Annotated in this window: 9 protein-coding genes and 1 pseudogene; 4 read left to right on the forward strand and 6 right to left on the reverse strand. The window is 69.8% G+C overall.

All coding sequences use genetic code 11. The annotated features are described in order from the left end of the window. The first annotated feature begins 105 nt into the window (after positions 1-105). Together ACVCAG_RS14725 and ACVCAG_RS14730 are read left to right on the forward strand one after the other, a co-directional pair. Positions 106-1,527 (forward strand): carboxyl transferase domain-containing protein, encoded by a 1,422-nt coding sequence (locus ACVCAG_RS14725; protein ID WP_440083644.1) that lies wholly within the window; start codon positions 106-108, stop codon positions 1,525-1,527. Between the two features lie 219 nt (positions 1,528-1,746). After that, positions 1,747-3,627 (forward strand): BTAD domain-containing putative transcriptional regulator, encoded by a 1,881-nt coding sequence (locus tag ACVCAG_RS14730; RefSeq protein ID WP_440083645.1) that lies wholly within the window; start codon positions 1,747-1,749, stop codon positions 3,625-3,627. Between the two features lie 58 nt (positions 3,628-3,685). Here ACVCAG_RS14730 and ACVCAG_RS14735 read toward each other — a convergent pair whose 3' ends face one another. The 4 genes and pseudogenes from ACVCAG_RS14735 to ACVCAG_RS14750 all read right to left on the reverse strand — a co-directional run bounded on the left by ACVCAG_RS14735 (position 3,686) and on the right by ACVCAG_RS14750 (position 5,889). After that, the gene (locus ACVCAG_RS14735; RefSeq protein ID WP_440083646.1) at positions 3,686-4,294 is read right to left on the reverse strand and encodes a hypothetical protein; all 609 of its coding nucleotides are present in this window, start codon (positions 4,292-4,294) and stop codon (positions 3,686-3,688) included. Between the two features lie 250 nt (positions 4,295-4,544). Then, positions 4,545-5,051 (reverse strand): annotated as a pseudogene (locus ACVCAG_RS14740) (AfsR/SARP family transcriptional regulator); the annotation flags it as partial. A gap of 130 nt (positions 5,052-5,181) precedes the next feature. Then, complete coding sequence (locus ACVCAG_RS14745; protein WP_440083647.1) at positions 5,182-5,388, reverse strand: hypothetical protein; 207 nt, start codon at positions 5,386-5,388, stop codon at positions 5,182-5,184. Between the two features lie 24 nt (positions 5,389-5,412). Beyond that, positions 5,413-5,889 carry an Rrf2 family transcriptional regulator gene (locus ACVCAG_RS14750; RefSeq protein WP_440083648.1) on the reverse strand — a complete coding sequence of 159 codons (477 nt, stop codon included), beginning with the start codon at positions 5,887-5,889 and terminating at the stop codon, positions 5,413-5,415. Positions 5,890-6,009: 120 nt separating this feature from the next. On the opposite strand from ACVCAG_RS14750, the gene ACVCAG_RS14755 reads away from it, so the two are divergent. Beyond that, entirely contained in the window at positions 6,010-6,738 is a 729-nt protein-coding gene (locus ACVCAG_RS14755; protein WP_440083649.1) for an NAD(P)H-binding protein, read from the forward strand. Between the two features lie 573 nt (positions 6,739-7,311). Next, positions 7,312-7,893 carry a LysE family transporter gene (locus ACVCAG_RS14760; RefSeq protein ID WP_440083650.1) on the forward strand — a complete coding sequence of 194 codons (582 nt, stop codon included), beginning with the start codon at positions 7,312-7,314 and terminating at the stop codon, positions 7,891-7,893. 449 nt (positions 7,894-8,342) lie between these two features. Here the strand turns inward: ACVCAG_RS14760 and ACVCAG_RS14765 are convergent, their stop codons facing one another. Continuing rightward, a complete protein-coding gene (locus ACVCAG_RS14765) occupies positions 8,343-11,957 on the reverse strand; it encodes a hypothetical protein (RefSeq protein ID WP_440083651.1) in 3,615 nt (1,204 codons plus the stop codon). 5 nt (positions 11,958-11,962) lie between these two features. Then, positions 11,963-12,409 (reverse strand): hypothetical protein, encoded by a 447-nt coding sequence (locus ACVCAG_RS14770; protein ID WP_440083652.1) that lies wholly within the window; start codon positions 12,407-12,409, stop codon positions 11,963-11,965. Positions 12,410-12,426 lie beyond the last annotated feature (17 nt).

Raw genomic sequence — 12,426 nt, forward strand, 5'->3', positions numbered from 1 at the left:
AAGAGGCGGGTCTCCTCGGGGTCCACCAAGTATTCGCGGGGCCATAAGCCACTGAATGCCTCACCGAAACAACGGCCCGGCAAAAGGCCACAAGGAGAACAAGTGATGAAATCCTCCATCACATCCGGGCCTTTGGGCCAGGACGACGATCCCCGGGCCCCGCTTCATCGGCTCGCGCGCCTGCTGGATCCCGGGTCCCCGGTGATGTTGCACCAGACGGACGAGATCGCGACGACCACCGTACGCGGCCAGGTCGACGGGGTGAAGGTCATCGCCTTCTGCACCGACGCCAGGCGGCGGGGCGGCGCACTGGGCCTGGCGGAGTCCCTGCGGATCGCCGAGGCCATCGACCTGGCGGCGAGCGAGGGGTGCCCGGTCATCGGCCTGTGGCACTCCGGCGGAGCGAAGATCGGTGACGGCATCCAGTCGATGCACGGGATAGGCCGGATCTTCTCCGCGATGGTCCGGGCCTCCGGAATCGTGCCTCAGATCTCCGTCGTGCTCGGCCCGGCCGCGGGAGGCGCGGCGTACGGACCGGCGCTGACCGACCTCGTGATCATGGCGCCGACCGGCCGGATCTTCGTCACCGGACCGGAGGTGATCGCCGGCGTCACCAGCGAGAAGATCGACATGACGAGCCTGGGCGGCGCCGAGGCGCATGGCCGCAAATCGGGGGTCGCCCACGTGACAGCCGAGTCGGAGGACGACGCGTACGACACGGCGCGCCGGCTTGCCGGATTCCTGGGCTGCCCCGGGTCGTTCGAGACGGGCGCGACGGAGGCGCCCAAGGACCTGCGAGCGTTGCTGCCCGAGTCGCCGCGACGGGCCTACGACGTGCGTCCGCTCGTGCGTGAGATCGTCGATGGCGGCGACTTCCTCGAACTGCAGCCGAAGTGGGCGCCCAACATCGTCATCGGTCTCGGCAGGCTGGGCGGAGGCTCGGTCGGGATCATCGCCAACAATCCCCTGCGTAAAGGGGGCTGTCTGGATTCGCTGAGTGCGGAGAAGTCGGCCCGGTTCGTCCGGATGTGCGACAGCGCGGGGATCCCGCTGATCGTCCTCGTCGACGTCCCCGGATACCTCCCGGGCGTCGAGCAGGAGTGGAGCGGCGTCGTACGGCGCGGCGCGAAGTTGCTGTACGCGTTCGCGGAGGCTCGGGTGTCGCGCGTGACCCTGATCACGCGCAAGTCCTACGGCGGGGCCTACATCGCGATGAATTCGCGTTCCCTGGGGGCCACGGCGGTCTTCGCCTGGCCGGACGTCGAGGTCGGCGTCATGGGCGCGGAGTCCGCGGTGCGCATCCTGCACCGCAAGGAGATCGAAGCCGTCCCGGAGCTTGAACGCGAACCGATACGCGCCCGCCTGACCCAGGAACATCGGCGGGCGAACCGCGACCTCGTCCACGGGCTGGACCTCGGCGTGATCGACGAGGTCATCGACCCGGCCGCGACCCGCGTCCGGCTGCTTGAGGTGTTCGCGACGCATCAGGCCGGCACGCGCGGGCGGCACGGCAACATCCCACTGTGATTTCGCGAAGGCCACCGGACTGAGGGCAATCTGGGCGATGACCGCTTCGTCCCGAGCGTTGCATTCTGGGTTATATCCAGAAAAGATCGGCGACGGCTTGACGGCTGAATAACGAATAACAATGCCGCGCGGATTCGGCGACCCATGAACGCAGGCGAAAGGAGGCGTCCGACATTGTCAGCTGCGCTTGAACCGATGCGACTTGACCTGCTGGGTCTGATGAGAGTTTGGCAGAGCGGGCGGGAAGTGACGATCCGGGCGCCGAAACAGCGTGCCGTCCTCGCTCTGCTCGGACGCCAGGTGAACGACGTCGTACGGCCGGACGAGATAATCGATGCTTTGTGGGGCGAGGATGTCCCGAAGTCGGCGGCCAACTGTGTGCACACCTATATCGCCGGATTGCGCAGGACCCTTGAGCCGGAGCGAAGCAGGCGGGAGTCCGGCGCTCTCATCGTCTCCGCAGGCAGCGGCTACAGCCTGCGCATGGACCAGGAGGACATCGACGTCGAGCGGTTCCTGCGGCTGCACGCGCGGGCGCGGCGGTTGAACACCGAAGGGCGGCCGGACGCGGCGCTGGAGGCGTTCGACGCGGCGCTCGACCTGTGGCGTGGTGACGCTTACGCCGACGTCCCCGGTCCGTTCGCGGAGATGGAACGCACGTACCTCGCGGAGACGCGACTGACGGTTGCGGAGGACTGGGCCGCCGCGATGCTGGCCGCCGGACGACACACGGAGGTCACCGGCGCACTGTCGGACCTGGTCGTCAAGGAGCCGCTGCGAGAGCGGCTCCGGTGGCTGCTGATGCTGGCCCTGTATCGGTGCGGCCGCCAAGCGCAGGCCCTCGCGGTGTACCACAAGACGCGACGGCTGCTCAGCGAGGAGCTCGGCATCGAACCGGGGCTCGACCTGCAGCGACTGCACCAGCGGATCCTGTCCGGCTGCCCCGACCTGATCGCCCGTGGCGCCGCGGAGACGGCGCCGAACCTCCCCCTGACCGTGCTGGACTCGCAGGACACCCCCGACCCGGCGCTGCCGCGGCCAGCGCAGCTGCCGCCGAACGTCCGCGGCTTCGTAGGCCGCGACCAGGAGCAGGCGCTGTTGCGGGACGTGCTCATGCCCCACCGCGAGTCCAAGGACGCGAGCACCAAGCTGGTCGTGATCGACGGGACGGCGGGGGTGGGCAAGACGGCACTCGCCGTACACATCGCGCACCGCCTCTCCGACCTCTATCCGGACGGTCAGCTCTTCATCGACCTGTGCGCGTTCGACCCGGACCGCGACCCGCTGAGCGCATCGGCGGCGCTGGCCTCCCTGTTGCGTGGGCTCGGCGTGGAGGAACGGCGGCTGCCCGCGACTCTGGAGGACCGGACGGCGTTGTACCGCAGCCTCCTGCACAACCGCCGGATGCTGACCGTGCTCGACAACGCGTCCGACGCCGAGCAGGTGCGACCACTGATCCCCAACGGCCCGACCTGCGTGCTCGTGACGAGCAGGCGCCAGCAGATCGGTCTGGTCGCCCGGGACGGAGCCCACCGCATCTGCCTCGCTCCGCTGGCTCCCCACGAATCGCTGGATCTGCTGAGCTATCTCGCCGGGCCGAAACGGGTGGCGGCACAGACCGCGGACGCCCAGCGCCTCGCCGGACTCTGCGGTCACGTGCCGCTGGCGTTGCGGATCGTCGCGCAGCAGTTCGCCGCCGACCCGATGATGACGCTCGCGGACATGGCCGACCGGTATGCCGCCGAGCAGGGCCGGCTGGACCGGCTGACCATCGCCGGGGACGCCACCGCCAGCCTGCGGTCCGTGTTCGCCGCCTCGTATCTGGAGCTGTCGCCCCAGGCGGCGCGCATGTTCCGGCTGCTCGGCCGGACTCACAAGCCCGTGATCACGGTCTCGGAAACGGCGGTGCTGGCAAGCGTCACCTGGGTGCACGCCAAGCAGCTTCTCGACGTCCTCACCGCCAACCACCTGCTGGAACCGGTCGGCCGGAACCGCTACCGCTTCCCGGCGCTCATCGGCGTGTACGCCGCCGAATGCGCGCGGGAGGATCCCCGGGCGGCGGCATCGGCGTGGCGGAGCCATCCGGCCGCGACCGGCTGAGGACGTCACGCCGTCACAGCGTCTGAGCGAGACGTGTGGGTGCCAAGAACTCGGCCACCTATGCGGCCCGCACGTACTCGTGAATCAGCCCGCCGAGGCGGTCACATCGGATGACCTCGATGTCGTCCTCAACCGAGTCGGCGGGCCGCCAGCGGGGCACCGAGCCGTGCAGCTGGGTGAAGGCGCCGCCGTACTCCCGCTGGTGGGCCTCCTCGGCCAGCGCGAGCCAGCAGCTCGGGGCGCGGGTGATCGCGGCGACGCGGTCCCCGGCCGCCTCCTCGGCGTGGGCGCACTCCCTGGCGTACAACCTGACCAGGTCGTGGAAGCGGTAGCGGATCTGGTCGGCGCCGTCGCGGCCCAGCACCTCCAGATGGATCACGCTGGCCCCCTCCCTGGGGGCGAGGTCTCCCAGCGGGTCCCGGCTGGTCACGATCACGCAGCAGGTGCCCGAGCCGGGCAGCAGCGGCCTGACCTGGTCGATGACGCGGGCGTTGTCCAGCACCAGCAGCACCTGGCGCTTGCCGATGACGGTGCGCAGCAGGCCCGCGCGCTCGTCCAGGTCCTCGGGGATGCGCTCGCCGCCGATGCCGAAGGCCCGCAGGAAGCGGTCCATGACCGCGCCGGGCGTCAGCGGCCGGGCGTCGAGGTCGTAGCCGCGCAGGTTCACGAAGAGCCGGCCGTCGGGGAAGCGGGAGGCGACCCGGTGCTCGACCTGGGCCGTCTGGACCGCCGTGGGCTCGGCGGGAGCGGGAGCGGGAGCTGTGACGGGTTCCGGTTCCGCGGCGGCCTCGGGGGCGGGCGCGGGCGTCCGGGCGGGCGGCCGGCGCGGGCGCCGGGGTCAGCTCCAGGTCGTCGCGGAGGACGGCGTCGTGCAGGGCCTGCAGCTCGGTGCCCGGTTCGATGCCGAGCTCCTCGACCAGCTGCATCCGCCCGATCCGGTACGTGTCGAGCGCCTCCGCCCGGCGCCCGCACCGGTACCTGGCCAGCATCAGCTGGGCGCGCAGCCGCTCGCGCAGCGGGTTGGCGTCGACGAAGACGGCGAGGTCGTCGATGAGTTCCCGGTGCCTGCCCAGGGCCAGCTCCAGCTGGACGCGCTCCTCGGTGAGCGTCAGCCGGCGGTCGTCCAGCCTTCGCGCCTCCGACTCGACGAACACGCTCTCGATGCCCGCCAGGACCGGGCCGCGCCACAGGCCGCACGCCTCGGCGAACAGCCGGGCGGCTCCGGCGAGGTCGCCCGCGCTCTCCGCGAACCGCGCCTGGGAGGCGAGGCGCTCGGCGAGCAGGTCGACGGGGACGACCCGGCCCGCGCGCAGGATGAGCGTGGCGACAATGATGCGCTGGCGTGACCCGCCGATCGAGACCCGTTGCTCACTTACCAGGACTTCAAGCGGACCGAGAACTCGAAACGACAGAGCAGTGTCCATGCGCCACCATCGGGAAGTGTTCGACCGCCCCTTACGCAGGGTGAATCATTTATTCGCGAAAAACCCCATTCCGACAGCATTTGTCCTGGTATGTCCAGTCTTTATGGTGCAAGCGCCCTGGAGTACGGTCTCACTTGCGGGATTGTCGGGGCTTTTCGGCGACCGGACGTCCGTGTTCACGCCGAACGACGCGGCCGGAACCGAAGGGGGAGGCGGACGGCGCCTTCCTCGCCGCCACGAGGGTGCCGTGTACGGCGACGAGCAGCTCCAGCGTCACGGTCCACCAGCGGTTGGTGCGCGCACGGGTCATGAACAGGCTGCCCAGGAGCAGGGACATTCCGATCCCCGGAGGGCCGGGAGCCTACGCCTCGGCCGCGCTCAGCCACGCGCTGATCCCGGACAGCGCGCCGGGGCCGTAGTCGGAGGTGACGTCGCGGGCCAGGTCGGCCACCGTGACGGATCGCAGGGCGTCCCGCCAGGCGTTCTCGGCACCGGCCATCGCGCGCTTGATGGCGCAGGGGGCGGTGCACGACTCCGGCGAGGCGGCCAGCGGGCCGCGCCGGCGGATCTCGGTGCAGACGAAGGCCGGGCCTGGCCCGTCGACGGCCTCGACGACGTCGAGCACGGTGATCAGCTCGGGAGGGCGGGTGAGGACGTAGCCGCCCGCCTTGCCCTGGACCGAGCGGACGAGTCCGGCGCGCGAGAGGGCCTGGAGCTGCTTGGCGAGGTAACTGGGCGAGACGTCGTGCAGTTGCGCCAGCCGCGCGGCCGGCGCCGGCTCCTCCACCGAGGTCAGCACGACACAGCAGTGCAGAGCCCACTCGACCCCACCGGACATCTTCACCTCCTCACTCTATCCACCCCCCTTTGACTCGGACAAAAAATGTCCGTGTAGTATCCCGGATAACAGATGTCCGAGTTAGCGGGCATGGATCACCGAGGAAGGGCAGGACGTGCCATGAAGTTCGCAGTCATCGGCGGAACCGGGCTGATCGGGTCGAAGGTCGTGAAGATCCTGAACGAGGCCGGGCACGAGGCGGTGCCGCACTCGCTGTCCACCGGAGTCGACGTGCTCACCGGCCAGGGCGTGGACGCGGCGCTGGCCGGCGCCGACGTGGTCGTCAACCTGACCAACTCCCCGACCTTCGACGAGGCCTCCCCCGCGTTCTTCCAGACCTCGATGGACAACCTGCTGGCCGCGGCCCAGCGCTCGGGCGCCGGGCACTTCGTCATCCTGTCCATCATCGGCGTCGACCAGGTCCCCATCGACTACTACCGCGCCAAGACCCTCCAGGAGGACCTCCTCAAGGCCGGCCCCATCCCCTACTCCATCGTGCGCGCCGCCCAGTTCATGGAGTTCATCGGCGACATCCTGTCCTGGACCGCCGACGACGAGACCGTCCGCCTGCCTCGCACCCCCCTCCAGCCGGTCGCCGCGGCGGACGTGGCCGCCACCGTCGCCGACGTCGCGGCCGGGGCACCCCTGGGCGGCATCCTCGACCTGGCCGGCCCCGACGTGTACCCGCTGGACGAGCTGGGCCGGATCACCCTCGCCGCCAGGGGCGACAAGCGCTCGGTGACCACCGACGACGACGGCGGCATGTTCGCCGCCGTCCCCGGCGACGTCCTCACCGCCAAGGACGGCGCCCGCATCGCCCCCACCCACTACACCGACTGGCTGAATTGAACTCCTCGCCGGTTTGAAGGCCGGAGATTCTCCCGTCGTGTCGCGGTTGAGAGCTCCTGACAGAATGGGCTCTGCCGTGCTTTGATCTCTCGCTGTAGCGACGGCGAGAGGCGTGGGCAGGTGGCGCGGCCGAAGCCGTTGAAGGTCGGTGACGAGTTGCGGGCGGTCGTCGAACCACTGCTGCCCACACATCAGCGTCGAGCCCGTTGGCCAGGACGTAGGCGACCCGATGACCGCCTCGCCCTGCAGGGCATCTTGTTCGCGCCCTACACCGGCATCACTTCCGCCGACCGCGCATCCGCCGGGAAGTCCGTGACGACGTCCACGAGGCCTCCCTCAGCCTCGGCTGCGCTCTGATCTGCTTGCGACGCCTCAACTCATCGTGTCAGCAGTTCCAGGGCGGCCGCGCGGTCGGCGGCCGCGGCCGCGCTGCCGGCCCGCCTCGATGCTCGGTAAGGGTCGGTGGTCAGTGAGCTGGACTCTGTGGGGCGGGGTCTGCGAGGTCATACAGTGGCCGCCGTGACGAATTTGGCGCAGATGGCGGCTTTCGCTGGTGTGATGACACTCGGGGCGATGTCTCCCGGGCCCGACTTCGCCGTGGTCGTCCGGCGTTCCGCCGTGTCCGGCCGCGCGTACGGCATGGCCGCTGCGGCCGGGGTCTCGGTCGGGGTGTTCGTCTGGGTGCTGGCCGCGGCGAGCGGCATCGCGGCTCTGCTGGCGACCTCAGCCATGGCGTTCACCGTGGTCAAGGTCGTCGGGGCCGGCTACCTGCTGTATCTCGGGGTCAAGGCCTGGCGTGCGGCTTTGCGCAAGGGCGGCGACCTGCGACTGGATCTGCCCGCCTCGGGAAGGCGCGGCCCGCTGGCGGCGTTCGCCGAGGGGCTGCTGACGAACATGCTCAACCCCAAGGCGGCGCTGTTCCTCATCGCGCTGGTGCCCCAGTTCGTCTCCGGCGACGCCGGGCCGGGCGACGCGCTGGTGCTGTCGCTGGTCGCGGTGGCGGGGACCGTACTGTGGTTCCTCCTGGTGGCCAACATCGTGGGGGCACTGCGCCGGCTGTTCGCCAAGCCGGCCGTACGCAAGACCGTGGACGGCCTCACCGGAACCGCGTTGATCGCCCTCGGCGTCAACCTTGCCGTCGCCGGCCGCCCGTAGAAGGGACGCAGACCAGGTAACGCCGAAAGGGCCGGTCTCCAGGGCCGGCTCCGTTCCACCCATGGCCTCCTTCTGGGCTTCTTTCGGCGTTCATCCCTTTCCCTCTGGACGGCTCCTGCCACCGCCGGTGAGCCGACATCCCACGCCGCGGGTACCGAGTCGGTCGGCGCTCGCCGAGCGCGGTCTCCTCGGCGCGGCGCCGCTGCTCGGCTCTTGCTCAGCCAGATGGGCCTGCCAGACCTCGATCGCCGCGACGGCAGCAGGGCCGCGGCATTGCGCTCGGGGCCTTTTGGTCGGGAAGCTACGGGCTGCCCCCACGGCGGCACCCTGACCGCTGAGGACGGTCTTCGTGCCGCTCGGTTGGTGCTGCGTCTGCCGCTGGCGCCTTCTTCAAGCGCGGAATGAGTCACGTCGGTAACGCCGGCCGCTTGTCGCTGTAGCCGTGTTCGTCACTTGGGGGTGGTGAGCCACACGTAGAGGCGTTCACGAAGACGCAGCCTGCGGGTCTTCGCTGTCATGGCCAGGGCGTGCCGGTTCTCTTCGATCGTAAGCATTTGCCGCAGATCCGCCGCCTCACGGGACGCACCCAGCGTCTCAAGGATCGCGACCTTGGCGCCATTGGCCGTGCGTAACAGCCGCCACGTCATTTCCGGATGATCCTGCCGGTGCTGATGACAGATGGCGATGGCTTGTTCGACTCGATCGAGCGCTTCGGCTGGCCGGTGTGAGTGCAGCAGGATCCTTGCGAGGTCGCTGAGCCGACCAGCGCGTTCGATTTCGGCCAGGTCATCGGATACGGCGCCTGGCTCGACCGCTTCCTCTGCGGCCAGGAGTGCTTCGTCCCATCGCTCGGCCTCAGCCAGTCGAATGCTCAGGTTGTTGAGGGCGTTCGCGAGTCCGGGACGGTGGTCGTCGCCCAGTTGCCGATAAAGGGCGACCGCCTCTCGGGCGATGTCCATCGCCTCGGACTTCCGGCCGGCCGCCGACAGATCGACGCTGTGGCCGTGGAAACCGAGGGCGAGGTGCGGCAGGACGCTGGTGTCGCGTGCGGCCAGGCGCCGATAGATCGCGATTGCCTCGGCGCCGGGGGCCAGCGCCGCAGCGTGGTCACCGGACGTGCTCCTCAGCGTGGCCTGCACGGACAGCGCGGACGCGAGAGACCCGCCGCCGACCTTTCGCTCGTGTGCGACCATGTCGTCGAACATGCGCATGACCTCGGCCCAGCGGTCCGCGACCTCCCGCCCGTGCGCGGGGTCGGAGACGGCGGCGGCGACTCTCAGCGCGTACGCGAGCGTCTCATCGCCGTGCTCCAGAAGGAATTCCGGCGCGTCGGCCGGTGAAGCGAGGTTCTCGGTGAGGTCGATCAGATCGTCGCGGAACTCTTCGTATCCGGCGGCCACGAGTTCGGCGTACAGCTCCGCCGCCCTCTCCAAACGCGTTCCGGCCTCATCCCAGAGCCCCAGCGCACGCAGGTAGGAGGCGCTGTTGCCCAGAGCCGCCGCCGAGATCTCCAGCAACCACGCGGATCGGACCCCCGGCGCATCGTCGCACAGGCCGATGGCTTCGTCGGTGACCCTTAAGGCGTCGTCCCACCTGCGGGTCTCGGTGTAGTGGACACTCGCCAGGTTGACCAGGGCCATTGCCAAGGGTAGGCGCGCGGCCGCGTCACGCGCGAACATGCGGCGGAGCAGGTCCAGATGTTCTTCCGCGGCCGCCGTGGCCTCCGCCGCCCGTCCGGTGAGCCGTAGCAGGTCGGCTACCTGGTTCAGTGCCTCGGCGAGGCGATCGAGGAACTCACCGGGCCGCATGGCGGCGAGGTGCCGGTAAGCGGTGCACGCCTGGAGGGCGGGGGCCAGGGCCTCTTCGTGGCGACCGAGTTCGGAAAGCCGCCCGGCCAGGCTCGCCAGAACGTGCGCGAGTCCCGGCTCGATCGGAGCCGTCCCCTCACGCCGCCACCGGCGGACAGCCCGGCGTCCCGTCATGGCTGTCATCCGCCTCCACTGGAGCGTCGCGGCGGTGGAGGCCGAATCCAGCGCCTCGTCGTATTCTCCGAGGTCGGCGAGGATCACACTGCGGGTGATCAATGCCCGCGCCTGCGCGGCGTCACCGTCGGACAACACCGGACGCCACGGAGGGTGTTGCAGCCACAGTCGCACGGGCAGGCGCGGTGAGGGCATGCGCTGATGCCAGGAGAGGCTTTCCTCCACCGCCGCCAATGCCTCATCGGCCCGTCCGCCGGCGCGGAGCGTGTCCGCCAGAAGACATAGGTCATCGGCGAGCGCGGCCTGCCGGGCCGCGTCCACAGGCTGCTCCTGGACGAGGCGGCGGCGCAGGGCGACCGCCGTCTGCGCGGCCTCATGGGCCCTCGCCGGCTGACCGGCTCCGGACCGTCGGACGGAGAGCATGCGGTATGACCCAGCTTTGGTCGTATCGTCCGGGTCCTGAGTGAGTAGATGGTCGTGCAGGCGCTGGCTGACGGCGGCCATCGCATGGTCCAGGTCTGCGTGCCGCCCGTGCGGCAGCCGCGCCGCGATCCGGGCCAGCAGTCCGGGGTCGAGATCGGGAAAGTCCGCCAAGGCGCCGAGTACCATCCCGCCCGCCCTGACCGGCAGGTCGGGCCTGGCCAGCAACAGTGGGTAGAGACATCCTCGCGCCACGTGCGGCCAGCGGGCGGCGGTCTCGACCAGGATGGTCATCGCCGATCGCTGCCACGGTGACTCGGGAACATACGGCAGCGACCAGCTATCTAGATCGGAATGGAGGTGAAAGTCCGGTCCGGGCAGGTCCGCTCGCTCGCGCCGGACGCGCTCGATCTCGCCCTGGACGCCGAACGCACCGACGAGTTCCGTGCCGAGGGTCAACCCGATGAGCCGCCCGACCGCGTCGGCCGCCCACGGGTCCGGCGGGTGGCCGTCGATGTCGTGACCGGGCAGGGCGAGGGCCAGAAAATCCTCGGCGAGCCGGTCGGGGCGCAGCGGCTCGAGCACGGTCTCCTCGTCGAATGGCGGGTAACACACGGTGTGGTCCTGCAACGCCGCCGCCTCCCCGGCGCCGACCCGCCGCAGTATCTCCGCGGCGACCTCGTAGCGAAGCGGGCCGGTCAGGACGGAGGTGACAACGGTGCGGGACATCACCTCAGGCGGGGTCCGAAACGACAGTCCCTCGGCACCGCCTGCGTACAGCACGGCCCAGTGGCGGCGCTCCCGATCGAGAAGGTAAGCGGACAACCCAGCCAGGCCGGTGGGGGACGGTTCCCGGCGGACCGAAGCGTCGACGGCGACCAGTGCCGCCATGTGCACCGCGAGCGTGAGCCCGAAGTCGGAGTGCGAAAGGTCGGGAAACCCGATCCTCGCGGGATCGACCTGATAGCGAGCGGCGAACGCGTCACGGGCGGCGGCGAACATGTACTCCCGTTCCGATCTCGCTTCGTGATGCGGGGACAGTCGCTGCGAACCGGTCTCGGCCGTGATCGCGAGACCGGTCAGCGCCGCGCGTACGGCGGGCCACGGCTGGGCTGTCCTGGCAAGCAGGAGCACCCGGCACGGTGCCTGTTGAAACATCCGGTTGCTGAACAACACCGTCAGGTGAGACAGCGGCCAACGGTCCGCATAGTCCACGAGCACGAGCAGCCCCGTATGGCCGGCTGAGCTCAGGTCCTCGTGCCGCTCGCTGGAGCGCAGAACGGTCGCGGAACCGTGCACCGCGGTGACCACTTTCCACCCCGCCTGACCACTCAGTCCGGCGAACGCGGCCCCGAGTCGCGTCTTGCCCTGGCCACCTGGCGCGTGCAGCCATCGGACCGACAAGCCGGCCGGACCATCTCGCCATTCCACGAGCCGGCCGAGTTCCTCTTCGCGTCCGACGAACGGCACGATCTCGTAGCGGGCGTCCAGCAGCCTGCTCGGTGGCGACGACGCTTGCGTCGGATCCTGCTCGCGCCGGGAACGGTATTCGGTCAGCATGTAGAGCGGCCCTCGGCCGTGGAAAACGTTGACGTCGGCGTGAGAGGCGGCGTAGGCGAAACCGCTGCCGAATACCGTCTGTCGTCGATCATGGTCGGCCATGACGGTTACGATCCGGCCGGCCGGGCCTCTCCCGGTCCATGGTGGTGGACGTGGACGTCACCGTGCTGGGCCCCGTACGCGTGTCCGCCGTGCGTGGCCACCACGTTCTGCACCCACTGCCGCCGCGCCTCCGACATCTTCTTGTCTACCGCGGCGATCAATGCGGCCACCTCGACGGCGACTTCGGGGCGCTCTGTGAGCAATTCCTCGAACCGGATCTGCCATGCCCCGACGAGAGCCTGCCGGGTGCGATCCGCATCGGCCGACCCGCTGACCGAGGCGTTGTCGATCCGCAGAAGAGTCTCGACCGCGCCACCGGCATCCGCGCCTTCCTCACCGCGTCTCCATAATCGTGCCACCCGGTCACGCGTGTCATCCCACAGATCCGTCGCCATCGCGGCCACCACCGTTGTCGCACCCGTCATCGCGAGCGTAAGCACTTCCTCCAGCATCGCACCCTCCCTTCTCC

This window comes from Streptosporangium sp. G12 (assembly GCF_052983175.1).

Coding starts and splice junctions, on each gene's coding strand:
- ACVCAG_RS14755 (WP_440083649.1), top strand. CDS start 6,010: ATGAAGTTCGCAGTCATCGGCGGAACCGGGCTGATCGGGTCGAAGGTC.
- ACVCAG_RS14770 (WP_440083652.1), bottom strand. CDS start 12,409: ATGCTGGAGGAAGTGCTTACGCTCGCGATGACGGGTGCGACAACGGTG.
- ACVCAG_RS14745 (WP_440083647.1), bottom strand. CDS start 5,388: ATGTCCCTGCTCCTGGGCAGCCTGTTCATGACCCGTGCGCGCACCAAC.
- ACVCAG_RS14765 (WP_440083651.1), bottom strand. CDS start 11,957: ATGGCCGACCATGATCGACGACAGACGGTATTCGGCAGCGGTTTCGCC.
- ACVCAG_RS14760 (WP_440083650.1), top strand. CDS start 7,312: ATGTCTCCCGGGCCCGACTTCGCCGTGGTCGTCCGGCGTTCCGCCGTG.
- ACVCAG_RS14750 (WP_440083648.1), bottom strand. CDS start 5,889: ATGTCCGGTGGGGTCGAGTGGGCTCTGCACTGCTGTGTCGTGCTGACC.
- ACVCAG_RS14730 (WP_440083645.1), top strand. CDS start 1,747: ATGAGAGTTTGGCAGAGCGGGCGGGAAGTGACGATCCGGGCGCCGAAA.
- ACVCAG_RS14725 (WP_440083644.1), top strand. CDS start 106: ATGAAATCCTCCATCACATCCGGGCCTTTGGGCCAGGACGACGATCCC.